General features: G+C 32.8%; 27 protein-coding genes. All 27 read right to left on the bottom strand.

Translation table 11 applies throughout. The features are described from left to right. Positions 1–106 precede the first annotated feature (106 nt). Positions 107–1,165, bottom strand: coding sequence for a class I fructose-bisphosphate aldolase (locus tag BLV35_RS05730; protein ID WP_091086129.1), 1,059 nt, complete (start codon positions 1,163–1,165; stop codon positions 107–109). A 54-nt stretch (positions 1,166–1,219) separates the two neighbouring features. Next, positions 1,220–2,308 carry an alkene reductase gene (locus tag BLV35_RS05725; RefSeq protein ID WP_091086126.1) on the bottom strand — a complete coding sequence of 363 codons (1,089 nt, stop codon included), beginning with the start codon at positions 2,306–2,308 and terminating at the stop codon, positions 1,220–1,222. Between the two features lie 197 nt (positions 2,309–2,505). Next, positions 2,506–4,536 (bottom strand): OmpA family protein, encoded by a 2,031-nt coding sequence (locus BLV35_RS05720; RefSeq protein WP_091086123.1) that lies wholly within the window; start codon positions 4,534–4,536, stop codon positions 2,506–2,508. 75 nt (positions 4,537–4,611) lie between these two features. After that, the gene (locus BLV35_RS05715) at positions 4,612–6,405 is read right to left on the bottom strand and encodes an Ig-like domain-containing protein (RefSeq protein WP_091086121.1); all 1,794 of its coding nucleotides are present in this window, start codon (positions 6,403–6,405) and stop codon (positions 4,612–4,614) included. Between the two features lie 385 nt (positions 6,406–6,790). After that, positions 6,791–7,921: a coiled-coil domain-containing protein gene (locus tag BLV35_RS05710; RefSeq protein ID WP_245712020.1), complete on the bottom strand. Its 1,131-nt coding sequence runs from the start codon at positions 7,919–7,921 to the stop codon at positions 6,791–6,793. A gap of 190 nt (positions 7,922–8,111) precedes the next feature. After that, complete coding sequence (locus tag BLV35_RS05705; protein ID WP_091086118.1) at positions 8,112–8,441, bottom strand: hypothetical protein; 330 nt, start codon at positions 8,439–8,441, stop codon at positions 8,112–8,114. 1 nt (position 8,442) lies between these two features. Next, complete coding sequence (locus BLV35_RS05700) at positions 8,443–8,790, bottom strand: hypothetical protein (protein ID WP_091086114.1); 348 nt, start codon at positions 8,788–8,790, stop codon at positions 8,443–8,445. A 41-nt stretch (positions 8,791–8,831) separates the two neighbouring features. Next, positions 8,832–9,110, bottom strand: coding sequence for a YtxH domain-containing protein (locus tag BLV35_RS05695; RefSeq protein WP_091086111.1), 279 nt, complete (start codon positions 9,108–9,110; stop codon positions 8,832–8,834). 42 nt (positions 9,111–9,152) lie between these two features. Further along, the gene (locus BLV35_RS19135) at positions 9,153–9,305 is read right to left on the bottom strand and encodes a lmo0937 family membrane protein (protein WP_139174262.1); all 153 of its coding nucleotides are present in this window, start codon (positions 9,303–9,305) and stop codon (positions 9,153–9,155) included. A gap of 72 nt (positions 9,306–9,377) precedes the next feature. Continuing rightward, entirely contained in the window at positions 9,378–10,010 is a 633-nt protein-coding gene (locus BLV35_RS05690; RefSeq protein WP_091086108.1) for a porin family protein, read from the bottom strand. A 209-nt stretch (positions 10,011–10,219) separates the two neighbouring features. Beyond that, positions 10,220–10,405, bottom strand: coding sequence for a CsbD family protein (locus BLV35_RS05685; RefSeq protein WP_091086104.1), 186 nt, complete (start codon positions 10,403–10,405; stop codon positions 10,220–10,222). A gap of 224 nt (positions 10,406–10,629) precedes the next feature. After that, positions 10,630–11,409: a DUF4382 domain-containing protein gene (locus BLV35_RS05680; protein WP_091086101.1), complete on the bottom strand. Its 780-nt coding sequence runs from the start codon at positions 11,407–11,409 to the stop codon at positions 10,630–10,632. Between the two features lie 218 nt (positions 11,410–11,627). Beyond that, positions 11,628–12,365, bottom strand: coding sequence for an MlaD family protein (locus BLV35_RS05675; RefSeq protein WP_091086098.1), 738 nt, complete (start codon positions 12,363–12,365; stop codon positions 11,628–11,630). A gap of 23 nt (positions 12,366–12,388) precedes the next feature. Further along, entirely contained in the window at positions 12,389–13,168 is a 780-nt protein-coding gene (locus tag BLV35_RS05670) for an ABC transporter ATP-binding protein (RefSeq protein WP_091086096.1), read from the bottom strand. Position 13,169: 1 nt separating this feature from the next. Next, complete coding sequence (locus BLV35_RS05665; RefSeq protein ID WP_091086093.1) at positions 13,170–13,928, bottom strand: MlaE family ABC transporter permease; 759 nt, start codon at positions 13,926–13,928, stop codon at positions 13,170–13,172. Between the two features lie 93 nt (positions 13,929–14,021). Continuing rightward, positions 14,022–14,471, bottom strand: a complete 450-nt coding sequence (locus BLV35_RS05660) for a PA2169 family four-helix-bundle protein (protein ID WP_091086089.1) — start codon at positions 14,469–14,471, stop codon at positions 14,022–14,024. Between the two features lie 211 nt (positions 14,472–14,682). Further along, on the bottom strand, positions 14,683–15,066 hold the full coding sequence (locus tag BLV35_RS05655) for a hypothetical protein (RefSeq protein WP_091086086.1): 384 nt from the start codon (positions 15,064–15,066) through the stop codon (positions 14,683–14,685). A 258-nt stretch (positions 15,067–15,324) separates the two neighbouring features. Further along, a complete protein-coding gene (locus tag BLV35_RS05650) occupies positions 15,325–16,227 on the bottom strand; it encodes a YihY/virulence factor BrkB family protein (protein ID WP_091086083.1) in 903 nt (300 codons plus the stop codon). A gap of 283 nt (positions 16,228–16,510) precedes the next feature. Further along, complete coding sequence (locus BLV35_RS05645) at positions 16,511–16,954, bottom strand: hypothetical protein (protein WP_091086080.1); 444 nt, start codon at positions 16,952–16,954, stop codon at positions 16,511–16,513. A gap of 119 nt (positions 16,955–17,073) precedes the next feature. Then, positions 17,074–17,547, bottom strand: coding sequence for a Dps family protein (locus tag BLV35_RS05640; RefSeq protein ID WP_091086077.1), 474 nt, complete (start codon positions 17,545–17,547; stop codon positions 17,074–17,076). A 119-nt stretch (positions 17,548–17,666) separates the two neighbouring features. Further along, positions 17,667–17,879, bottom strand: coding sequence for a hypothetical protein (locus BLV35_RS05635; RefSeq protein ID WP_091086074.1), 213 nt, complete (start codon positions 17,877–17,879; stop codon positions 17,667–17,669). 317 nt (positions 17,880–18,196) lie between these two features. Then, positions 18,197–18,391 carry a hypothetical protein gene (locus BLV35_RS05630; RefSeq protein WP_091086069.1) on the bottom strand — a complete coding sequence of 65 codons (195 nt, stop codon included), beginning with the start codon at positions 18,389–18,391 and terminating at the stop codon, positions 18,197–18,199. Positions 18,392–18,451: 60 nt separating this feature from the next. Then, a complete protein-coding gene (locus tag BLV35_RS19695; RefSeq protein WP_317040161.1) occupies positions 18,452–18,619 on the bottom strand; it encodes a Thivi_2564 family membrane protein in 168 nt (55 codons plus the stop codon). A 180-nt stretch (positions 18,620–18,799) separates the two neighbouring features. Beyond that, positions 18,800–19,621, bottom strand: a complete 822-nt coding sequence (locus BLV35_RS05625; protein ID WP_091086066.1) for an ice-binding protein — start codon at positions 19,619–19,621, stop codon at positions 18,800–18,802. Positions 19,622–19,836: 215 nt separating this feature from the next. After that, complete coding sequence (locus BLV35_RS05620; protein ID WP_091086062.1) at positions 19,837–20,271, bottom strand: response regulator; 435 nt, start codon at positions 20,269–20,271, stop codon at positions 19,837–19,839. Next, complete coding sequence (locus BLV35_RS05615; protein WP_091086059.1) at positions 20,271–23,624, bottom strand: PAS domain S-box protein; 3,354 nt, start codon at positions 23,622–23,624, stop codon at positions 20,271–20,273. The genes BLV35_RS05620 and BLV35_RS05615 overlap by 1 nt, the downstream gene beginning before the upstream one ends. Positions 23,625–23,638: 14 nt before the next feature. Continuing rightward, positions 23,639–24,205 (bottom strand): helix-turn-helix domain-containing protein, encoded by a 567-nt coding sequence (locus BLV35_RS05610; RefSeq protein WP_091086054.1) that lies wholly within the window; start codon positions 24,203–24,205, stop codon positions 23,639–23,641. Between the last annotated feature and the right edge of the window lie 36 nt (positions 24,206–24,241).

Below are 24,241 nucleotides of genomic sequence, written 5' to 3'. Positions count from 1 at the left end.
ATAAAAATAATGAATTTTTTAATTCAAAGTGCTTTATTTTTAAAATATATAAGAAATAGACTGTTTTTTTTCTAAAAAGCTGAATTTTAGGATCGTGTTTTACTTTCTAAGCGACAGAGATCGCTTTTGCAAGATATACATCTTGGACTGCATTTATAATTTGTACTCCATCATTAAAAGGGCGTTGAAAAGCTTTTCTTCCCATAATTATCCCTGATCCACCAGCCCGTTTGTTTATTACAGCAGATTTTACCGCCGCTTTAAAATCGCTTGCCCCTTTTGATTCTCCTCCAGAGTTGATCATGGCAATTCGTCCAGCGTAACAATTCAGAACTTGATACCTGCATAAGTCTATTGGATGGTCACTAGTTAACTTTGTGTACATTTCTGGGTCTGTTTTTGCAAACTCAATCGCTGTAAATCCGCCGTTATTTGTGGGCATTTTTTGTTTAATAATATCCGCTTGCAGGGATACTCCTAAATAATTTGCTTGAGCTGTTATGTCGGCTGCTGAGTTATAATCAACATTGTCTTTTACAAATGCATTATTTCTAGCGTAACACCATAGAATTGTAGCCATTCCTAAATTATGAGCCTCTTCAAATGCTTTTGAAACTTCTATTATTTGCCGATCTGATTCGGCTGAACCGAAATATACCGTTGCGCCTACTGCTACAGCACCCATATTCCAAGCGTCTTTTACGCTCCCAAACATTATTTGGTCGTATTTTTTAGGATAAGTTAGTAATTCGTTGTGATTGATTTTTACAATAAAGGGAATCTTATGTGCATATTTTCTGGAAAGCATTGCTAAGCCACCCATCGTAGAAGCGATAGCATTGCAACCTGCCTCAATAGCTAATTTCACAATGTTTTCAGGATCGAAGTACATTGGGTTTGGAGCAAATGAACTTCCGGCAGTATGCTCAATCCCTTGGTCTACCGGTAAAATTGATAGATAGCCTGTACCGGATAGTCTACCATGATTGTAAATTTGTGTTAAGCTTCTAATAGTTTGTCCGTTTCGATTGCTTTGTAAAAAAGAATCTATGAAATCGGGATGAGGCAAATGAATTTGGTCTTTAGTAATTGTTTTGCAAACATGGTTTAGCAAAAACTCTTCTTCCGCCCCTAATAACTCAAGTAATTGGTTAATATTTTCCATTTTTAAATTGTGTTTTATGAAATAACATTCTTCAATTCGAAAATATATATTGAATTATGGTGTATAGCGTGGATAATCAGTATATCCTTTTTCGTCAGCAGTATAGAATAAATCGGCATTAAGATTTTGCGAAAGTGGCCAGTCATTTTTAAATCGTTCCACAAGATCTGGGTTATTTATAAATGGTCTTCCAAAGGCTACCAGATCAGCGAGTCCACTTGCAATTGCAACTTCTGCACTTTCTTGGTTATAGCCACCACAAAGAATTAGCGCATTTCTAAAGTTTTTCCGAATTGTTTTTTTTATTTCCATTGGTACGGGAGGCGCTCCCATGGCCGAATGATCTACAAGATGGATATATGCGATACCAATTTTATTCAGTTCTTTTGATAGATAATCATAGGTATCGTCTATTTCTGGATAATGTGGCATATCACTGGCTACACCATAAGGAGATAAACGAATTCCTGTTTTGTCTTTTCCAATGGCTTCTGCCACGGCAGTTACTACTTCGATCACAAATCGGCATCGATTTTCAATGCTGCCGCCATACTCATCTGTTCTGATATTACTTATTGGTGATAGGAATTCTTCGAGTAAGTATCCGTTGGCCCCATGCAATTCAACGCCATCGAATCCGGCAAATAAGGCATTTTCTGCTGCGCAAACATATTCTGTTTTAGCGTGTATAATATCTTGTAAACTCATTTCTTTTGGCACGACAAAATCTTGTAATTCTTTTAAATCGGTCCACATCTGTCCGTCAGCTTTAACAGCAGAAGGGGCAAGTATTTCACTTCCTTCCGGCATATTCAATGGATGACTTATTCTTCCTGAGTGCATTAACTGAACAACGATTTTACCTCCGTTTTTATGTACTGCTTTGGTTATTTCTTTCCAACCACTCACTTGTCGTTGTTTAAATATCCCTGGGATTCTAGCATATCCAAGTCCATTTAGGGAGGGTGATGTACCTTCGGTAATGATTAAGCCAGCGCTAGAACGCTGCTTGTAGTATTCAACCATCAACTCATTGGGAACATTTTTTATAGCTCTGCATCGGGTCATAGGTGCCATGACAATCCGATTTTTTAAATCTATAGAGCCAATTTTTTCTGGTATGAACAATTGTTGGTTTCTCATCTTTTTTTACGGTTAAGTTGTTGTTATAAAGATAATTATATTTATTGACTTAAGAGTTTAAAATAGATGTGGAATTGATTTTAACAGTAGTAGAATTAGGGCTGTTATAAAATTTAAACAAAAAAAGAGGATAGACTGTTAAGTTTCTATCCTCTTTTTAAAATTTAAAAAAATAAGTTTGTTGTTACATTGACTTATTATTTTACTGGCACAATATCAATTATAACAGTTCTGTTATAAGAACGCTCTTCAGGAGTTTTGTTTTCAAAAGGAGATTTGCTTTCATCCTCTCCAAACCCATTTAATTCAAATTTCACATCTTTTCTGTTAGCTTTAGATAGTGCACTTTCAATTATATTTTTCACATCGTTTGCACGAGCTAATGATAAATCTCTATTGTAATCTTCTCCACCAATAACATCAGTATGACCATGAACTAGTACTGTTGCTCCAACTGGAATTTTTGGTGTAATAACATCAGTTAAATATTTTTCATAGATTGAAATCGCTTTTGATTTATTAAATTCATAAATAATGCTATATCTAAGACCTTCTTCTGTTTTAGCTGGTGTCCAAAGTACTACATGTAAAGGAGTTTCATTCTCTACAACAGCGCCACTTTTAGTTTGACCTATCATTTTTACTTTGAAATCGCCTTCTGGACGACTTCCTAAAATTGCTTTTCCAGGAATTTTCACTTCGTCTTCAGTATAAGGTCCGAAAGCTTGTGTTTTACCTTGTTCATCAGTTATTTGTAATGACCATGTAGATAAAGCTTCAGCAGCACCTTTATTATTGAAAGTTACATAACTAGAAGCAGGGGCTTCTTGTAAAGGAATAATTTTTACAGGTTTCAACTGCGCATCGGGCCCACTTTGAAATTCCATCAATAAAGCTGGAGAAGTACTTTCGATAGATACTCTACGGTCACCTTCACGAAGAAGTCCTAGTTCAAGTGTTCCACCCGGTTGTTCTGATGGAATATTTGGTTTTGTTTGACCTTTAGTACTTATTCTTGATGGATTTATTGCAAATACATCAACTAGATATTTTTTCACAGATTCTGACATAGCTAAACCATCTGCTGGTCCTTGCTCTGACGAACCTACTAAAGAAATAGTAGCATTTGGATTTTTTTGCATACGGTCACCAAGAATGTTTAAAATGTTATAGTAAACAGTCATTTGTCTTTTTGAACGATCTGATAGATTTTTTGGAGCAAAAACTTCCAATTGGTCTTCTTTAAAATCTTTTACTTGATCTTTATTCAATAAAACATAACGATTAGCAATTTCAGTTGAACCATTGTTAAAATACACATAGTTTCTAAGAGGGAAAATTTCGGTTAGTCTCAAATCTCCTGGAGCATTGCTTGGAGAATCTACAGAAAACGATACTTCTTTATCAGCTTTGATGTCAGTAGCTTCCTGGATATTTTTTCCTTGTCCAAATTTAAGAGCAACACCTGCTCTTACAGTTGTATTATTCCAAGTTTCTGTTGAACGTGGATTTTGACCAAAATAAGGTTGGAAAGAAACAAAAGGAGACAATACAAATTGTGTTTTGTTTGCATCTGTTGAAAGAGGAATATCATAACCTGCTCCAATTTGCATAGAAACAATTGTTTTTTCGATTCTATCAAAATCACCTGTTACTGCAGCGTTAGCTGTTTGTTCTGGGAATGCAGGGTTAGTTCCTAATTGGTACGTAAATGATTTATCTAAGTTGAAAGCCAAACGAGGACCTCCGTATAGATAGAAATTAGATTTAAAAGGAGCAAAACGAACACTTGGTTCTACTGTAATATAACTTAAGTCAGTTGATAAATCAGCTGGACAGTCGCATACCGTAGTTACTTGATCGAAATCACCTTTACGGCTATCGTAACCAGCTTGCAACATAACACCCCATCTTGAATCAGCAGGGCGATATTCTAAAAGCGGTGCAATGAAAAGTCCCGCTCCAAATCCATCATGAAATGTCTTTGGCGACGTAAAACTTGCATTCATTTGTTGTGTTGAACCTCGGTAAAAATTAAAATTGGCTCCACCGGCTACACCAAAGTACCAGGATGGTTTTGCATATTTAACCGCAATAGTTTCCTGCGCTTGAGCAGTTGTTTGAAAACTTAACCAAGCTAAAGCTATTATTCCGACGCTTTTTATGGTAAGATGAGTAGGAGACCATGCAACACATGGTTTCTCAGTATGAATATTTTTTGATTTCATTTTTTCTTTTATTATTAGGTTTTATTTAAATATATCCCGCCCGAAGACGGGATATGTAAAACTTAGGATTGTTGCTTAATTAGCAGGAACGTTTATAATCGTATTAACCATAGTAACCGAGGATACTAATGAAATAGCTCTTCCGTTTAATACAGTTTCTTGACCAGGTAGAGTAGTACTATTTGCAGGTGCAGACAATGTCACACCATTTTCGGCAATAATATTTCCAACCATTACACCACCACCGGCGTAGTTAATTACTGCTGTGCTACCTACGTACCAGAAAACATTGTTTGCTTTAGCACCGTTTATCAATTTAACACTTCTAACTGCGGCTGGAGAACCTACTGTTAATGAAGATGCTGATTGGAAATACCAAGTCGCATTTGCATTACCTTGCGCATCTAAAGTTAAATCACCATTGGTAATTTTATAGGTACCACTTGCTGATTTATAAACACCTGGAGCTAAAGTCAATGCTCCTAGTTCGCCTGAACCTTGATCACTACCGCCTGGTTTTGAAGCTGGAGAAATACTGTTAAAAAGATCTCTTGCTGCATTCAATCCTTCCAATGCTTTTTGTGCTTTTAAAGCATTTCCTGGCGCAGGTGCAGCGGCAAAAATCCCACCACTAACTAACCCATTATTAAGTGGAGTAACGGTGTATACTTCAAATGGAGTTGCCATAATATCTGTAAAACCAGTTACTAATGTTGATGCAGCAGTTGTACCGATAGCACCATTATTAATTCTTGTATTTAGTCCTTGATTTGTTATACCTGCATTTCCACCAAAAATCCCGAAAAATAAATTTGAAGTACTAGGAATAACTGGTGTTACCGGGGTAACTAATGTTGTGAAGTTCCATACGTAATCATTTGCTAAAGGTACTCCAGCAACATTTTTAGCACCAATAGTAATGGTAGCGGTATACATTTTACCTTCTAATAAAGCATTTGTTGGTTTAAAAGAAACTGTAGTTCCTGTGTAAGTTACAGCACCTAGTATAGTAGTTGTACCTTGTTTCAATGTGAAAGTAGTGGCATTGATTGTTAGTGGATCCATTACTACACTAAAGTTGGCAGTAATTGTTTTAGCAAGTCCTATTCCTGTTGAATTATTAAAAGGATCTGTAGAAGTTACTGTTGGCGCTGTTATAGACCCAGTTGTAAATTCCCACACATAGTCACTTGGTAAATGTGTATTGTCTAGATTTGTTACAGCTGCTGAAACAGTTGCTGTATATTTTGTATTTGCAGCTAATGGTAATGTAGGAGTAAAAACAGCTGTCGTTCCGCTATACGATACAATTCCTGAAACCGTGGTCGTTCCTTGTTTTAAAGTATATGTCGTTCCGGTAATAGTGGAAGCTTTCATTGGCATATTGAAGTTCACACTTACTAATTTATTTATAACTACGTTATTAGCGTTCTTATCTGGATCAGTTGATGCAACCATTGGAGTTACTGTTAAACCAGTACTAAAAGTCCAATTTGTTTCTGTTTGTAATGCGTTACCCGTAAGGTCTTTTACTGTTCTTGTTATTCTCGCATTGTAAGTTGTATTTGGAGAAAGTAAAGCAGATGGTTTAAACGTTGCTGTTTTACCTGAGTAGGTAATTACACCAGCGATCTGTGAAGTACCATTTAAAGTAAAAGAAGACTGATTTATAGTTTCAGGATTCATTTCTTCGTTAAAAGTTACCGTGATCAGTTGATCCAAAGGAACATTAGTAGATCCATTTACTGGGCTGGTCAAGTTGACAACTGGGCAAACGCCGTCGATTTCTTCAAAATCGTCCTTCGCACAACCTGAAATTAAAGCAATAAATAGTATTGCAAAGGTTAATAGTACATTTTTAGTTTTCATTTTATTGAGATTTAGGGGATTAATTAATTTTTAAGCAAAGGTTAGTTTAATAGCTTGTAGAAGTATTATACTATTAAAGTGTTTCCTTGTATAATTCACTTATGTAAAATGTTAAGAATAAAAACAATTCGTTTTAAATCAATAGGTTGTAAAATAAAAACTGTTAAAGGCGCGTTATTTGGCATATTTTATTGAACAGAAAGAAAAAAACATGTTCAAATAGCAATTAAAAAGAGTAGTGGGTTTCTTTTTTAAGAAATAGATATCTTAGATATAGGTTTTGCAACATGGAGTATTAGTTGCTTCTAATTATAATAAAAGAATGTGGATAACAATTTGCTAGATTAAATGAGGGAGTATTTACGGTAAATGCGATTAATATATTTTAAAGAAGCATGTTTTTTGCTTTTTGTCGAAGTTCTATGATATAGGCATTGAGTTCCTTAGTTAATACATCAAGGGATTGTGCAGATGTTTTTATATAATCTAAAGTTTGTGTAATCTCTAACTTTGAATCTTTTGAAAGGTCTAGTAATTCGCTTAAGCCTAAAATATTGGCAATCGGTTGTCTGACTTTATGAGAGGTCATAAATATCACTTTCTCTATTCCAAGTATGTATTCCTTTTGATATTCTTGCGCTTTTTTGAGTTCGATGTTAGCGTTTAGTAATTCTTGTGCTCGCTTTACTTTTTCTTTATATTGAAAAAGAAGTTCTTTATTGGCAATAACTAATTCAGCGGCACGTTTCTCTTTTTCTTGGTTTTGAGAAGCGAGTTCTTTGTTAGCTATAACTAGTTCAGCTGCTCTATTTTCCTTTTCTTTATTTTGAAAAAGAAGTTCTTTATTAGCAACAATTAACTCTGCCGCTCTATTTTCCTTTTCTTGATTTTGATAGGCAAGCTCTATGTTAGCAATAAATAACTCAGCAGCTCTATCTTCTTTTTCTTGGTTTTGAGAAGCGAGTTCTTTATCAGCTATAACTAGTTCAGCGGCTCTCTTTTCTTTTTCTTTATTTTGAAAAAGAAGTTCCTTGTTGGCAATAATTAATTCTGCCGCTCTTTTTTCCTTTTCTTGATTTTGAAAGGCAAGCTCTATGTTAGCAATTAATAATTCAGCGGCTCTATCTTTTTTTTCCTGGTTTTGAAAATCAAGTTTTTTATTGGCAATAATTAACTCATCAGCTCTATTTTGTTTTTCTTGATTTTGAAGAGCAAGTACTTTGTTGGCGGTAATTAATTCGGTGGCTCTATTTTGTTTTTCTTGATTTTGGAAGTCAAGTTCTTTGTTGGCAAGGATTAGTTCAGCGGCTCTATTTCTCTTTTCTTGGTTTTGAGATGCAAGTTCTTTGTTGGAAATGATTAGCTCAGTAGCTCTTTTCTTTTTTTCTTGATTTTGGAAAAGAAGCTCCTTATTGGCTATGACTAGTTCAGCAGCTTTTTCTTCCTTTTCTTGGTTTTGAAAAGCAAGCTTAGCATTAGCTATAATTAGTTCTTCTTTTCTGTTTTCCATATTCATGTCCACCTTGTTTTACTTTAAAGGTAACACTCTTTGAAGGAATAAAAATGATAAAACCGGGATAATATGGTTCTCTTCGTTGTAGTAAAATTAATACTTAATTTTCATACTGTTTTATAAATCAGTTTACTACAAGTATTTTGTAAAAAAAATAAGGTGAAACAAATTATCAATTTAGAAATAGTACTTACTAATTATCAATACGTTTAGCAACTAAATTTGTTACTACAAACTGGAATACGGTACCTAATACTCTTTTTATTGGATTGTGAGTTGATCCTAACAATAACTTCTTTGAGATATATCCAGTAGATAAACCTATTGCAGTATTAAGTATATTGTGTTTTAAATCTGGAGAGCTTGTCATTTTGTTTAAAGCACTTTTAATAAGGTTTAAAGGCTTTATACTTTCATTTATGACAAGATAGTGTTGATGTAGTGATGCGAATTCGGCAGCCTTTTTTTGTTCTAATAGTAAGATCATTTGGCTCAAATTTTCTGTAGCGTTACTTTTTTTCATGCTATTTATTTTTTAGCATTTTGGTAATAATAAAATTACTGACAGGCATTTTAATCCATTGATCTTTATAAGAATATAATACAATCGATAGGATTAAATAGAGAAAGGCCATTATAAAAAAGCCGAAATAAAAATTCCCAAGGAGTTCACCAATCCAAAACGAAAGACCAAAGTTTAGAAGAAGAATAAACATAGCAAAAACAATAGCAACTGTTAATCGAGATATCAATGAAGATGCAACATCTGTTGAAGTGTCAATAACTTTTAGTTTTGCCAATTCTACAGTGGTACGCGTGTAGTCTTCTACTTTTTCGAAAAGAATTTCTATTGTTGTTGCTTTGCTACTCATAATTTTATTTTTAAGCCAATTAAAGTTTAAAAAATTTAATCTTAGATATTTAGATTTTCAATATCTTTTTTAGTTTTCTCAAATTTAGATTTTCCTTCCTCAAAATAACCTTGTCCTTCTTCTTTAAGAGCATCATATTTTTTTGAAAGTGTTTCTAATGCAGAATCTAACTTATCTTTTAGCTCGTCTTTGTATTCGTTACTTACATTTTTAATTTTCTTTCTTGTTTTTTTTCCTTTTTCAGGAGCAAACAATATTCCCATTATTGCACCTGCCGCAAGACCACCTAAAACTCCTAATATTACTTTATCTGTTTTCATGTTTATTTTTTTATTTTTTTTAATATTTTAAATATACTTATTCTATAACCTTCTTCCTTGGATAAGTCGCAATAATACTGCAATTACTGCAATAACTAGTAAAACATGTATGATTCCGCCCGCGCTAAATGCGAAGAATCCGATTGCCCAAAAAATGATTAAAATTACTGCTAATGTGTAAAGTAGATTGCTCATGATTTCTATTTTTTATGGATTAGTTATTATTTTTAATACTTGAGACTGTATAGCAGAAGCCCAATTTTGTTTTTAGTTTAGTCTAAGACCAACATATACATTAAATACACTGTTTTTAGCATCTGAATCCCCAAAGCTTCCTTCTTTGAATACTTTTGTTAAACCGTAATTGTATCTTACTCCAAAGTTTACTACTTCTAAATCAATACCTAGACCTCCAGAAAGACCAGCGTCAAACCTTTTGAAATCATTAGTGTCTAATTGAGTTTCAGAGGTAAACAGGTTTGAATCGTTTGTTGTTTTACCGCTTACCATATAAGCTGCATACGGTCCTACATGTACGTTAAATGCATCTGTAAGATTAAAAACTAGTAGTACAGGAACTTCAATATAGTTTGTTTTGAATGTTGCTGTTCCATTTGCAAAAGCATTATTGTAGGTAAGTTCAGCACCTTTAGTAGTATAAGAGATTTCAGGCTGTATGGAAACAGAATTTGAAATCGGGAATTTAGCGTATAAACCTGCATTAAAACCAGTTAATAAATTATTATCATCTACGTTATCAGTGTATAGGTTGGAAAAGTTAAGACCACCCTTAAATCCAAATGCTGGAGTACTTGATTTTATGTCTTGCGCATTTGATGTGTTAAATGCAAAGCATGTTAGTAAAAAAGTAGCTAACGTAAGTTGTTTTGTTTTTTTCATTTTGTTTGTTTTTAATTTGAATTTCTATTGAACTTATTGTCTTACAAATATCGGAAACATACTAAAGGGAGTTCTTATATAACTTTTGATAAATGTTACATTATTTACGGTTAGCTAATTGCTGTATAGTGATTTATAATTAAAAACCTGTTTTTTTAACATGTACCATTTTACATTGTAAACTCTACTTTATTAGTTTTGAGCCCGTTTTAAAGACCATTAATAATTTTGTATAACTCCTGTCTTGTTTTACCAAATTTAAGTTGAAGCTTTGCGATCATTTCTTCTTCTTTACCTTCGAGAAATAATACATTAGTATCAGTCAAAGCAGCAAATTTTTGCTTTAGATGTTCCTTTTGTTCTTCCCATGTCTCTTTGAGATCTTTCTTTTGCATTTTAATGTAATTTATATTCTATATTCAGTATAATGCAAAGGTGGGCAGTTATGAGTTCAATTGTGTTATATAACTTTTATAAGAAGTTATATGATTCACTTATTTTTTGAATAAGAAAGTGGTAAAGAAGATTTTTATAGAATGGAATCATTAAAAAAGTACACAAAAAAAACACCTCCATTTTTTACAAAAATGGAGGTGTTTGAAATATTTTTTTGGGTTGTCTATAACAAGCTTATTGCTGCAATGATTTTTGTTTGTCCTATTTCTACATCAATATTGTCAACCTTAACTTCTTTTAAGGCAGGCACGATAGTGATATCTGGCGTAATGGTTAAAGAGTATTTTCCTGCTGGAAGACCCATTACCAGAAATTTTCCTTCAACATTTACATTCGTAGAATATGTTTCCAAAGTAACAAGGTTAGTTGCAGTGGCAACGGCTAATGCTCCAATAGGTGTAATAGTACCTTTGATGGCTCCACTTATTGCAGTTTCAACTGTTCTAATAACGGGTTTCAATTTATAGCCTCCATTACCTAACTTAACGATTGACTTGTTAGCATCAAAATCAAGAAGTACATGATACATTATACCTTCCTGCAATGTTTGATGTACCTGAAGCTTCAATCCAGACTGCTCCGCACTTGGAGTGCTCAAAGGATATGTTATACCGTCTAGAACCACCGTGTTTCTTGTTCCTAAAATAAGTCTTATTTGCGATATTTTGGATATTTCTAAGGTATCTGTGGCAATAAGTTTTTCCACTCCATTCGATAATTTAAGTAGGTCATAGATACCAGGAATCACATTCAATGTTATAGATTCGGATCCTTCACCTTTAATTTCAACACCGATGACATCTACATTCACTTGTTGATAAGGCCCTGGTGCATCAGTCATACTTACTGAATACGGATAGCTTGCTTGTGCATTATCATTATTACATGAATTCAATAGGAACCCAAACATGATAAGAGATAGAATTACATTTAATTTTTTCATTTTTTTATTCTTTAGGGATTAACTTCAAACATTTATTAATTATGTAAAGGTGAAGCTATTACCTCAACGGAGTGTTACACGATTTTAGTATTTAGTTTCATTATTTACGTGTTAAATGTACAAATAAAGAATAATGGCAAGGGTTTTCTTATGGCTTGTAGCTTTGAGCTATAGGATTGTTAAGGAATGAAATACAGCTAGTAAAGAATATTTTAATGCTATTTTACTACTTCATTTTTTTCTTTTAATTCCTTTGCTTTTGCAAGCTCTTCAAGTCTCTCCTCTTCCGCTTTTTTCTTTTTATTAAAATATCCTTTTAATAAAAAATTATGTTTTGCCGCTTCCATATTTTCACTTAGTCCTTTAGACCCTGTTTGAAGGTTAGTTAATGTTTTTGTTAGACTGTTTGCAAATTTTTCATCAGTGATTAGTTTTGATAAAGCACCATTTCCATTATTCATTTTATAAGTGAATTCCGCAAGTTCACTAGTGATAATACTTGCATTGTCCATACTCACTTTAATACTTCTCATAATTTCGTCCATTTCAATAGCTTGGATTGATTTTATGGTTGCATTGTCTTTTACAATACTCTTCGAATTAGTACCTGGAGATATGGTAAGAACTTTATCTCCCATCAATCCATCTGATCCGATACTGGCAACAGCATCGCTCTTAATGAACTGCTGCACCTCTTTTTTAATTAATAATCGAACTACTACTGAAGTATCTGTTACTAATTGTATTTCACTTACCGTACCCACATTTATACCGGAAAAAAGTACATTGTTTCCAATTTCTAATCCGCTAACATTCTTGAAATTTGAATTTAATCGAAAGGTAGAGCCAAACATGTTTTTTTGTTTTCCAACAAAATATATGGTGGAGGTAAACGCCACTAATCCTATTATAACAAACATTCCTAATTTCCAAGTGCTCCCTGATTTGCTGTTCATAACTAACTTCTTAAATTAAATAACTATATAAAAAAGGAGCGGACCCATTGATCTTCACTCTCTTCTAATTCTTGATAACTGCCTTCCGCATGGATTACTCCATCCTTGAGAATGATAATGCGGTCTGCCGTAAGTTTTGCACAAGCCATATCATGTGTGATAATAATGGAAGAAGTGTTGTTCTTTTTCTTAAGATCCAAAATTAACTCGCTTATTTCTCTTGATGTAATGGTATCGAGACCAGTAGTAGGTTCATCGTAAAGGATAATCTCAGGTTTTAAAATAAGGGTACGGGCAAGAGCGATTCTTTTGCGCATTCCTCCCGATAATTCTGAGGGCATTTTATTTATGGCTTCTGCCAAACCCACGCTTTCTAAGACTGCGTTAATATGCGTTTCTATTTCTTGAGATGTTAAATCAGAAGCATGACGTTTTAAGGTGAATGCTAGATTTTGCTTAACGGTCATCGAATCATATAAAGCGGAATTTTGAAATAAGAATCCAATTCTAATTCGAACTTCATTAAGTTGATGAGTGACCAAGTTTAATACATTTTGACCAAATACTTTGATCTCACCTTCATCGGGTACAACAAGTCCCACGATACATTTTATTGTTATTGACTTCCCAGAACCAGATCTTCCTAATATGACTAGATCTTCTCCTTTATTTAAAGACAGGTTTATACCTTTTAGAACATGATTGTTTTCGCCAAAGGTCTTCACAAGTCCGTTAATTTCTATAACAGGTACTTTTTCTTCACTAGTAACTTGAGGAAGTATAGTTTTTGCTTCTTGTTCCATTTTAAAAAAGTAAATCAGTTAATTGAACGGCTAACATGTCGATGATGAAAATAGTTAGTGATGCTGTTACAACGGCTGAATTTGCAGCTTGTCCCACACTTGCTGTTCCATTTTCAGCATTGAATCCTTTGTAACAACCAATCATTCCAATAAAAAAACCAAAGAAGAATGTTTTGATTGTCGCCGGAATTATATCTACAAATGCTAGAGAATCAAATACTTTAGAGATATAGCGAAAAAGACTCACGTCTCCATGCATATTTATACCAATATAACCACCGAGCATACCAATTCCATCAGCAAATATTACTAGTAGTGGAACCATAAGTGTTGTCGCTAGAATTCTAGTCACTACTAGGTATTTGAACGGATTAATTGCCGCTACTTCCATAGCATCTATTTGTTCTGTTACTTTCATCGAACCCAACTCAGCACCTATTCCGGATGAAATTTTACCAGCACAAATTAACGCGGTGATAACGGGTGCAATTTCTCTAATCAATGAAAGTGCCACCATACCAGGTAACCAAGATTCAGCGCCAAATTTAGCTAGGGTAGGGCGAGATTGAAGAGTTAGTACTAATCCCATTATAAAACCTGTTATAGCTACTAAGGGAATCGATTTGTACCCTATAATATAACATTGTTTCATGAACTCTTTGAATTCATATGGGGGAGAGAAAACCTCTTTGAAAAACTTTGATGTAAATAATGTTACATTACCCACATCAGTGAATACATTTTTTAGATAAACGTTCAAAGCTTCATATTTTATAAAGGTTAATAATTAGTACGTTCAGTAATTTTGTATAATATTTAATTGTTTTGTCTTGAGAATAAATTTTGTGTTGCATTAAAAAGCACTTTGAAAAGACTTCATTTTATCGTGATCAACATTTATAAGTAAATATTGATCATTTAACATTATTTGCTGCTTATTTGAAAGAGATCCAAAATTGTTGTAAATCGCTTCATAATAGGATTGCATTACAATTGTTTCATTTCTTTCACAGGAATATAGTACGTCATTTAGATCCTTATGTATAAATATGTTTTTAAGATTAAACCAAAAATTATGAATAGATCTATTATGGGTTCTGTCTTCAACAGGAGTTCCACCTAACTTTATAATTTCTTTTTTAAGTTCAGTTTTACATCGTTGACTTGTTATTTGAAAATTGGTAAATACTTTTTTTAAATACGATTTTTCGGTATCTTTTGAGGCCTTTTTATATCTTTTGATACGGGCATTATTAATTATAATAAATGAATTTAATACGGTAATTGATTTTTCTTTATCCATTATTTTAATTTTTAAATTAATGCTATATAGCACTTACCATAGAGCAAATGTCTCTATTGTCTAAATAATTTGTGTTGCATAATTTGTGAATAAATTTGTGTTTTTCACAGTTTTGTTATGGAAAGGAAATAAGTAGTTCTTTTTTTATCAATTTTGGAGTACTAATTCTAAATATTGATTTTAAAATACACTTAGTATATTTATTGAGAAGCTAGTTTTCGGCAAAATATTTATTGATAAAGGCATGCTGTTGATTTACGCTCATTTTGTCCGTTTCTTTTATTTCAACTTTTATTTTGACAAAACGGTGGTCTTCGCTTAAAACATCAAATAATTCGATTTTTGCATCAGCTGGGCCAAAAAGTACGATTTGTTTGTAGTTTTTAATTGCTTCACCTATTTTGTTATAATAGGCATATAAAGTATGTTGGTCCATATTAATTAATGCTTCGGATTTTTTTGAAAGAATCAGTTGGTTGTTATCTTCAGTTAATTCAGATTCAATTGTTTTAATCTCAAAAGGATTGTTTGTGAATTCCATTAAATATGCAATAGAATGATCCATCCATACTCCTAATTTTTTTACTCTTTTCATGATGTTTATTTGTTTAATGAAAAACTAAAAAATAATATTAGAATTTCATTGTTCGTAATAAGTTAAAATTCAGTATTTTAATCTTAAATCATGTTACACAACTTTTGTATAAGCTTATGTAATTTACATATGTTATTAGGTAAAGGATAAAATTGTGATGGAGTTAAATTTGGTTGGGTTTTAGTTAATTAATGGTAATTGGCTGCTAATTCATTATAAAAAAGAGATGATTTGAAGTAGCATATCAGAAAAATGCAATTATATTTCTTTGTTGTTGGATGAGTCCTTTTTTGCAATTGCGGTGGGAGGAATGACACCATTATAAAATTTGGCGTAAGCCGCCGTAAATTCAGCACCAAAAAACAGAATCATCGATGAGTATGAAACCCATAATAATATTAAAATTACAGAACCGGCAACTCCATAAACTGATGCGGGATTTGCCGTACTGAAATAAAAAGCCAATATCGTTTTACCAACCGTAAATAGAATTCCCGTCACGATAGATCCTAGCCAAACATGCTTCCACTTTATTTTAGCATCTGGTAAAATTTTAAACATTAATGCAAAAAGTACCGATATCACCGCAAAAGAAAATATAAAGTTTAATACGTTGAAAAAGGCAATCGTAGAATCGTTAGAATATACTTTAATCCAATCGGCCATACTGGACAGGGCCGTACTGACAACAAGAGAAACCAGAAGCAAAAAAGCGATGGCTAATATTAATCCAAATGAAAATAGTCTCGCTTTCAGGATAGTGAAGATTCCTTTTTTAGGTATTACTTCCACATGCCAAATGAAGTTTAGCGATTTCTGCAATTCCACAAATACACCTGTTGCTCCCACAAGTAAGATAACAACTCCAATTATAGATCCCCAGATGGTAGATTTTGATTCAGTAGATTTAATTAGAATTTGACTAATCTGAATCGATGTTTCTGAGCCCATCGTACTCGAAATTTGTTCTAAGATATTTCGATTTACAACGTCGTTGCCAAAGAAATAACCAGCGATAGAGATAACCAGTACTAAAAGTCCTGGTATGCTAAATATAGCATAGTAGGCAATAACGGCGCTTTGTCTAAATGGATCTTTATCGTTCCAAGAGGTAAAAGTTGCGGATAATAGTTTGGTCGTATCTTTTGTTTTGAATTGCATTTTGAATAAAATAGTTTAAGTGATAAAGGTCGGTATTTAAGGTATTTAAACTGTTATATAACTTTTTTAATAAATTGTAATATTCACATTTTAGCATGCTATGTTTTCATTTTATTCGAAAGTAAAAAACGCGAGACGTAAAAAAGGGTTGCATTTTACTGCAACCCTTTAACCAAACCAAACCAAAAAAAATCATTGAAATTGTGCTCTTTTTTTAAGCTTAAATAAAAAAAGCGACAACCATTTTTATATTGTTTCTAGTATGTAGTATTTTTTCAAAACACTACATATTTCCTGTAGTAAGTATTATTTGATTATTAGGATACTGCACTTCCGAATCATTTTCGGCAGTTATGAAGATTTTTGTAGGCTTCAATGGAGTAACTGTTTCGAATGTAGCTTTCAATTTAGAAGATAAAAATTTTGAATCGCTTTTTATCTGACCAATATTTTTAACCATCGAATCTTCTGTTTCCATCCAAACGACATAAGCCTCTTTTGATGAATCAAGTCTTTTAACTTCTGCTAGGTTCTCCAGTTTAATTTGGATTAGGTAGTTCTTGTTCTCATCTTTTGTTACTTTGACATCACCACGGGCGGCAGGAACAATAGTTGAAGTTTGGAAAGCGACCTTTTTCGAGCAAGAAGTAAAGGATGCTGTTAGCATGATTACAAATAAACCTAAAATCAGGTTTTTTGTTATTACATTAAAAGTAGTTTTTTTCATTTTTGATAGTATTAGGTGTTTAATAAAATTATATAAGAGGTATAGTAACTCAAATCCTTAATAAAACTGATTCCCATTACAAGGCTTCAATAAATATAAAGGATTGAAATATATATTATTTAGCTTAAATATCGTCTTAATATCCAAGCTATTGTTTCGTGTTCTTGTAACATTCCTGTTAGAAAATCAGCAGTACCAATATCTTTATTTTCCTTTTCAGATACTTCGATTCCCTTGCGCAGTGATACAATGACCGTTTCATGATCATTTAATAACTCGGTCAACATTTCTTTTTGAGAGGGGTATTTGTTTGGGGATTCCTTAAGGTTTGTAAGCTGCGAGAACTCAGCCATGGTTCCAATTGTTTTTCCTCCAAGTTTGTTGATGCGTTCTGCAATTTCATCGATACTTTCTTCTAATTGTTTGTATTGGTTTTCAAACAATTTATGTATTTCCATGAAACTTTCGCCACAAACATTCCAGTGAAATTTTCGTGTTTTAATATATAAGGTCATTCCATCCGCTAAAACGAAAGAAAGCAATGTTACACTATTTGCTAAATGATTTTCTGTAATGCCAATTTGTGGTTTCATAATGCCAATATTTTATTTTTAAACAGTAAACTAAATTTGTCACCGTTTTTGAATAGTAATGGTTATTAATTTAGAGAAATAAACAAGTTCTTTGAACTGATTATATCCTTTAAAATTAATTATTTCTTGTCTTTTACTACAAGCACAACACCTCCCATGATTAGTACTACACCAAGAATTGGGGACCATTGTACAGGATGATTTTGTTGTTTGTTTATTTCTATAGGCCCTATGTCTAGTACTTTTTCAGTCGTCACATAATTAAATCCGGTATAAAATACCATAATGGCTCCAATAATTATTATTAGTATTCCTATGTTTTTTGCATTCATCGATTCTAAGTTTTTGATGTTTAAATTTGACAGTAGCTGTTTTGTGAAATGCTAATTGCTAGGTGTATCTATATTTATCAATTAATTCAAAAAACAACACATTTTTTTATGTTTACTAAATATTTGATAAAATAGATTTTTTTTTAAAAATCTGATTTTAAAACCTATATAAAGATAGCGTACAAAAATTAAATATCAAATTGTATTTATTTACAATTTTAATTAATTGTCATTGACATAGTACTCATTATGATAAATGAGATCGAAATTGATTCCTCAAATAACAAAAATAAGGCTATGACAAATTTTAATATTATTTATGATTCGTCTTTTGTTGTTCTAACTAAGCTTATTCCTGATGAAAAGAATATTAGTCCTAGTATTCCGTAGATTATCAACGCTTTAATATCTTGATTACCGCCTGAAGTGTTCATAAATAATACTGCAGCATAAATTAACGCTCCGATACCAAGGGCTGTAAGCAATGCCCCAAAGATTCTTTTAAGATTCATAATTTTATTTTTTAGATTTATAAATTTGATAGTCTGTTGTTGACGATAGGATCAATTGATTTAAGAACTGAAAAGCCCAAACGCATTAAGTATCCATATGATAGTCACAATAACAATTAGGGAATTGAATATATTTTTTACTGTGGTATCCATAGGAACATAAGTATTGATCAGCCAAAGAACAGTTCCGATAACAATTAAAACTAACAATATGCTAATTAATGACATGATGATAATTTGTAATTATATTATTATCAAAGATAAAACTCTTATAGGCAGTATGTTTTATATAATTTGAATGAAAAGTTTCATCATTCACAGATTTCTTTAAATGCTACTTGATGTACATAAAAAAAGCACCGTTTGCCAGTAGGGGACATACGGTGCTTTTAAGTAATCTTAAAATATTTATTGTGGTTTATTAACGGTATTCATTTGTAGCGTTACCGCTGTTTGTGCCAACATTCTTCCGTTTATAGAAGCTCCAGTTTTTAAATTAATTCCGGTTTGACTAAGTATATTTCCCTCAAAATGGCTTGTTGTTCCTAATGTAACTGCACCAGCAGTTTGCCAAAATATATTTTTGGCTTGAGCACCTCCGGCTAAGGTAATTCTCACTGTAGCACTCATATCAAGATTTCCGGCAACTTGAAATATCCATACATCAGTCGAGCTACCTGAAATTGTTATGTCCGTTGGAATCAAAAGATCACTTGTCCAAGTATAGAGTCCTGGTGTAAGTGTTTTTCCACCGATACTTCCCGCTCCTAAATTTAAAAAATCAGGGTTAGATCTGCCTGCAGCATCCGTGTAAGCAGTTTGCATGTCACCCACGGCCGTTGTCAATCGGGAAGCATTAGTTACTCTACATGGGAGAGGTCCTGCTGCATCAACTGTATATATAGTACCAGTTACTTCATTACATTTTAAAAGAATGGCAGCACCTGTTATAGGGCTTGCTCCAACATCTCCTGTTACGTCAGATTTGTAAACATCGGTAATTCCTGTTTTAGAAATAATAGCAAAGTTCTCAGCAACACCAAGATTTACTCCTTGTAGTTGAGAATCTTTCGACTGGGCGTCAGTGGATTGTTTAGCAGCCGTCGTAGTTGTTGCTTCATATGTTGAATTTGCGACCACTGGCTCTGCGGAATCCATGTCTGTACTACAACTTGACATTACTCCAACTAATAGCATCGCTACGATTGGCATTACTTTTACTAATTTCATAGATTTGGGTTTAAAATGTGAATTAATTATCACTATCCAAATGTGATGATATTATTATCAAAGAAGTTATGTTAATTTGCCTAAACATTATGCAATTAACATGTTTCAAGAAATGGAGATTTTTTATATTAATGTATAAAAGAGCAAAGCCTGTCACTTGACAGGCTTTGCTCTTTTATAATGTATTTTTTTAAGCTGTATGATCAATCAGATCATTACATTCTGGCCATATACCAATTAAGTTCCTTTTCGATTCTTTCAAAATGGAAATAGGCAGTAATGTTTTTTTGAAGTCGCAAGAAAGACGTTTCGCTCTTTACCACATAATCAAAAGCTTTATGGTGCATACAACTAATAGCGACATCAATTTTATCTTGCGAGGATAGCATTACCACTGGAATGTCTGGATCAAAATCTTTAATTTTGTCTAAGGTTTCAATCCCATTCATAGCGTTTTTATCAATTCCGTCCAAATGGTAGTCAAGGATGATCACATCTGGTTTTTTGTCTAAATTTGCCAGACAAAGTTCACCAGTCGCATATGTTTCCACAATGAAATCAGTGTGATGAATAAATTCGATTTCTAATGACTTTAGAAAAACGGCATCGTCATCTACTAAAAATAGTTTTATTTTTCCTTCGTTTTTCATCAGTTTTTATTTTTTATATTATTAAATTCTATTTCTAATTCTTCACAAGCTTGATTGCATACTCTTGAAAGTTGCAAGACTAAATCATCTATTTCTTCCTTTTTATCCTCTAAATCACCTGTGTAATTCTGGATTTTTTTAGCCATATCTTCATATTCTGAGTTGATACCCATTATCGAAAAGGAAGGTACCATTTTATGTGCTGAGGCCCGAAGTAATTCCCAATCTTTGTTTAACAAGCTTTCTTGTAGGGCAGTGACTAATGGACGCGTTTGTTGTAAATAAGCGGCAATCATTTCCATCATTAATTTAGGATTAGATTTAGTACGAGACTCTAAATATGTTAAATCAATACATTTTTCGTTTTTGGATGCACTATTTTTTTTAATCTCTTTTGCTTTTTTGGAAGATGGTTTTCTCACAATACCTACGATTTTGCTGTACAATAATCGTTCATCAACGGGTTTTGCGATATAGTCATTCATTCCTACAGCCTTACATTTAGCTAAATCTACAGTGGTAACATCAGCTGTTAATGCAATAATAGGAATATCAGAATTCATTGTTGTTCTGATATATTCAGTAGCTTCAAATCCATTCATTTCAGGCATTTGAAGATCCATTAAGATCACATCATAAGCATTGTTTTGCAGTTTTTCAATCGCTATTTTTCCGTTTTCGGCAATATCACGTTCGAATCCAAAATCATCCAATAAGGTTTTCATCAATAATTGATTCAAAGGAATATCTTCAACAACTAAAACTTTAATGTTTTTTGCGTCTTTGTCTAATTCAAGTATTTCCGTTTCTAGCTCTGCGTCGGCAGTTGTTTTTTGGAAATTCAATCTAAAACTGAAAGTAGTTCCTTCGTCAATTTTACTGATTACATTGATACTACCGCCTTGAGGTTCCACTAATTGTTTAACAATGGCTAATCCTAATCCAGTACCACCATAAATTCTTGAGGTTCCGCTAGAAGCTTGTTGGAAGTTGTCAAATATGGAATCTAATTTTTCTTCTGGAATCCCAATTCCGGTATCGGCTACAGAAAATTCGATAGTAACATTTTCTGAATCTTCATCAATTAAACGTACACTAACAGTGATTTTTCCTTCGGATGTAAATTTGACGGCATTACTAACCAAATTTAAAATAATTTGATGCAAACGAATAGGATCCCCAACTAATACTATAGGTATATTTGAATCGTATTCTTTAACTAGTTTTAAATTTTTCTCTTGAATTTTTGTTTCGAATAAATGAAGCATCGATTTAATAGATGATCTCATTTTGAAAGGTGTTTTTTCAAAAGACATTTTCCCAGCATCTACTTTTGCTAAATCCAAGATGTCATTTATAAGTACAATAAGCGCATCACCACTCATTTTAATAGCATCGAGATACTCTTTTTGTTTGACAGTCAAATCTGTTTTCAGTACCACCTTTGTGAAGCCAATAATAGCATTCATAGGTGTTCGAATTTCATGACTCATATTAGACAAAAATTGCTGCTTTGCTTTTACTGCATTTTCGGCAATTAAAGTAGCATTTTCAGCATTTCGTTTTTCTTCTTCGGCAATTCCTGTTGCGAGTTCAGCAAATACTTTAGCTTCTATCAGTTCCGTCTCAATTATTTTTTGGTCTGTGATATCTCTTGCTACTACAACAACACCAAGTACATTTCCTTGGTCATCTTTATAAACAGATCCGTTAAAGAGGACGTCTGTTAATTTACCGCTTTTGTGGCGAAGAGTAAGCGGAGAGTCAGCAACTGACCCTTTTGCGAACACTTCCTGATATACTTCTCTGGCCATCTGAGGTTCGGTAAAATAATCAAAGAAATCAGAACCAGTAAGAAGCTCTCGCTCCATGCCAGTGATCTTGATCGTCGCTTCATTCATATCGGTAATCTTTCCTTGGATACTAATCGTAACCAATGGATCACGACTTGCTTCAATAAGACTAAGCGAATAATTAGAAAGTAATTTTTGTGCGGTCACATCTCTTGCGGCTGCAAATACACCAAGGACTTCTCCTTTATCATCTTTATACACAGAAGCATTGTATAATACATCTGTTAATTTTCCATTTAGATGTTTTATCGTCAAAGCGTAATCAGAAACAAAACTTTGTTCAAATACTTGAATATAAGCTTGTCTTGCTCTTTCTGGTTCGGTAAAATAAATAGAAAAGTCTGTTCCTATTAAATTTTCTCGTTGAATACCGGTTACAGCTATTAATGCATGATTTACGTCAGTAATCTGCCCTTCGGCATTAATAGTAACTAGAGGATCTAAACTTGCCTCAAGTATACTACGGGTATACAAAGCTGCTTGCTTTTGCTTTGTTACATCGCGGGCAACTATTACAACTCCTAATACCTTCCCGACATCATTTTTATAAACAGATCCGTTAAATAATACATCAGTTAATTTTCCGCCTTTGTCACAAAGAGTAAGTGGAGAGTCAATTACAAAACCTTTTGCAAATACTTCTTCATATACCTCACGTGCCATATTAGGGTGCGTAAAATAATTAAAGAAATCAGATCCTATTAATTCTTCGCGTTTAACACCAGTGATTTTAACAGTAGCTTCATTCATATCAGTAATCTTACCATCTATATTGATGGTGATTAGCGGGTCTAAACTGGCCTCTATAAGACTTAGGGAATAATTAGAAAGTAATTTTTGGGAAGCAGTAAAGAGTTCTAATTCGTCATTTCTTACTTTTAAGCTTTTAACAATAATAAAGACAAGCGTAAAAATAACAAATATTAAAATTAAAAGTAAGAAGAACAGTATTTCCGAATATTGAATACTATTTTCATTTTCTGTTTTTCTTAGTTTAAGTGCATTGTATTCATCAACATTGATTTTAGCAATGATACTTTTAATTTCATCGGTAATAATTTTACCATCCTTTAGTATAGCGATCTTTTCATTTTCATCCAATAAATCATATGGTCTGTCATCAATAATTTTTTGCAATAAAACCAATTTTTTGCCAGTCATTATTTTTAAAGAATCGACCTGAATGTTTTGGTGCTTATTTTCGCGGGTCAGCTCTGACAAGGTCGACAGGTTTTTGTTCATTGCTTTTACAGCATTATTATACGTGTCTAGATATACGTCATTTTCAGAGATGATATACCCTCTTACTCCAGTCTCGATATCAAGAATATCTAAAAGAACATTATCGTTTTTACGTAGTACTTCCTGAGCATGTTCCGCTGAGCTAATGCTTGACTTAACGTTGAGGTTATTATAATAGAAAACACCCAAAACAGTAGTCAATATTATTGCTACCAGGATATAATAGAGTTGAAATCTTTTTTCTGAAATTAATTTCATGGTGGTATTAAAACTTAATTTAGATTGTTTGGATTTTTTATACCAATTTCTTCAATAGGAGATCTTCTTTTATCTTTCAAATTTTTAAAGTGAGAAGGGGAGAGTCCAGTTACTTTCTTAAACTGACTTGATAAATGTGCTACACTGCTATAACCCATTTTCCATGCAATTTCAGTGATATTGTGTTCTCCGTAAATTATCAATTCCTTAACTCGTTCTGTTTTATGAGAAATGATAAAGTGCTCAATTGTAGTTCCTTGTACTTCAGAGAATAGGTTGGATAAATAAGTATAATCGTGATTCAGTTTCTCACTTAAATAAATAGAAAAATTAACTTTGATAACTTCATCTGAATGGTGAACCATTTGAATAATTACATTCTTAATTTTTTCTATAAGCATAGATTTTTTATCATCCATCAGTTCAAAACCTGCACTAAGCAGTCCCGCTTTAAGTAGTTCTCTTTGTGCCAATGAAATGTTTTCCATGACGTCTACTTCTCCTAAATCAACAACGATAAAATGCAAGCCAAGTTTTTTTAATTCCTCTTTAACTGCTAATTTACAGCGATTGCTGACCATGTATTTGATATATAACTTCAAATTGTTTGTTTTTTT

The organism is Flavobacterium gillisiae (assembly GCF_900107635.1).
In the GTDB taxonomy this organism is placed as follows: Bacteria; Bacteroidota; Bacteroidia; order Flavobacteriales; family Flavobacteriaceae; genus Flavobacterium; species Flavobacterium gillisiae.
Note: the sequence above shows the minus strand (reverse complement) of the source record. Positions and strands in the feature narration are given on the sequence as shown.

Coding starts and splice junctions, on each gene's coding strand:
- BLV35_RS05730 (WP_091086129.1), bottom strand. CDS start 1,165: ATGGAAAATATTAACCAATTACTTGAGTTATTAGGGGCGGAAGAAGAG.
- BLV35_RS05725 (WP_091086126.1), bottom strand. CDS start 2,308: ATGAGAAACCAACAATTGTTCATACCAGAAAAAATTGGCTCTATAGAT.
- BLV35_RS05720 (WP_091086123.1), bottom strand. CDS start 4,536: ATGAAATCAAAAAATATTCATACTGAGAAACCATGTGTTGCATGGTCT.
- BLV35_RS05715 (WP_091086121.1), bottom strand. CDS start 6,405: ATGAAAACTAAAAATGTACTATTAACCTTTGCAATACTATTTATTGCT.
- BLV35_RS05710 (WP_245712020.1), bottom strand. CDS start 7,921: ATGAATATGGAAAACAGAAAAGAAGAACTAATTATAGCTAATGCTAAG.
- BLV35_RS05705 (WP_091086118.1), bottom strand. CDS start 8,441: ATGAAAAAAAGTAACGCTACAGAAAATTTGAGCCAAATGATCTTACTA.
- BLV35_RS05700 (WP_091086114.1), bottom strand. CDS start 8,790: ATGAGTAGCAAAGCAACAACAATAGAAATTCTTTTCGAAAAAGTAGAA.
- BLV35_RS05695 (WP_091086111.1), bottom strand. CDS start 9,110: ATGAAAACAGATAAAGTAATATTAGGAGTTTTAGGTGGTCTTGCGGCA.
- BLV35_RS19135 (WP_139174262.1), bottom strand. CDS start 9,305: ATGAGCAATCTACTTTACACATTAGCAGTAATTTTAATCATTTTTTGG.
- BLV35_RS05690 (WP_091086108.1), bottom strand. CDS start 10,010: ATGAAAAAAACAAAACAACTTACGTTAGCTACTTTTTTACTAACATGC.
- BLV35_RS05685 (WP_091086104.1), bottom strand. CDS start 10,405: ATGCAAAAGAAAGATCTCAAAGAGACATGGGAAGAACAAAAGGAACAT.
- BLV35_RS05680 (WP_091086101.1), bottom strand. CDS start 11,409: ATGAAAAAATTAAATGTAATTCTATCTCTTATCATGTTTGGGTTCCTA.
- BLV35_RS05675 (WP_091086098.1), bottom strand. CDS start 12,365: ATGAACAGCAAATCAGGGAGCACTTGGAAATTAGGAATGTTTGTTATA.
- BLV35_RS05670 (WP_091086096.1), bottom strand. CDS start 13,168: ATGGAACAAGAAGCAAAAACTATACTTCCTCAAGTTACTAGTGAAGAA.
- BLV35_RS05660 (WP_091086089.1), bottom strand. CDS start 14,471: ATGGATAAAGAAAAATCAATTACCGTATTAAATTCATTTATTATAATT.
- BLV35_RS05655 (WP_091086086.1), bottom strand. CDS start 15,066: ATGAAAAGAGTAAAAAAATTAGGAGTATGGATGGATCATTCTATTGCA.
- BLV35_RS05650 (WP_091086083.1), bottom strand. CDS start 16,227: ATGCAATTCAAAACAAAAGATACGACCAAACTATTATCCGCAACTTTT.
- BLV35_RS05645 (WP_091086080.1), bottom strand. CDS start 16,954: ATGAAAAAAACTACTTTTAATGTAATAACAAAAAACCTGATTTTAGGT.
- BLV35_RS05640 (WP_091086077.1), bottom strand. CDS start 17,547: ATGAAACCACAAATTGGCATTACAGAAAATCATTTAGCAAATAGTGTA.
- BLV35_RS05635 (WP_091086074.1), bottom strand. CDS start 17,879: ATGAATGCAAAAAACATAGGAATACTAATAATAATTATTGGAGCCATT.
- BLV35_RS05630 (WP_091086069.1), bottom strand. CDS start 18,391: ATGAATCTTAAAAGAATCTTTGGGGCATTGCTTACAGCCCTTGGTATC.
- BLV35_RS19695 (WP_317040161.1), bottom strand. CDS start 18,619: ATGTCATTAATTAGCATATTGTTAGTTTTAATTGTTATCGGAACTGTT.
- BLV35_RS05625 (WP_091086066.1), bottom strand. CDS start 19,621: ATGAAATTAGTAAAAGTAATGCCAATCGTAGCGATGCTATTAGTTGGA.
- BLV35_RS05620 (WP_091086062.1), bottom strand. CDS start 20,271: ATGAAAAACGAAGGAAAAATAAAACTATTTTTAGTAGATGACGATGCC.
- BLV35_RS05615 (WP_091086059.1), bottom strand. CDS start 23,624: ATGAAATTAATTTCAGAAAAAAGATTTCAACTCTATTATATCCTGGTA.
- BLV35_RS05610 (WP_091086054.1), bottom strand. CDS start 24,205: ATGGTCAGCAATCGCTGTAAATTAGCAGTTAAAGAGGAATTAAAAAAA.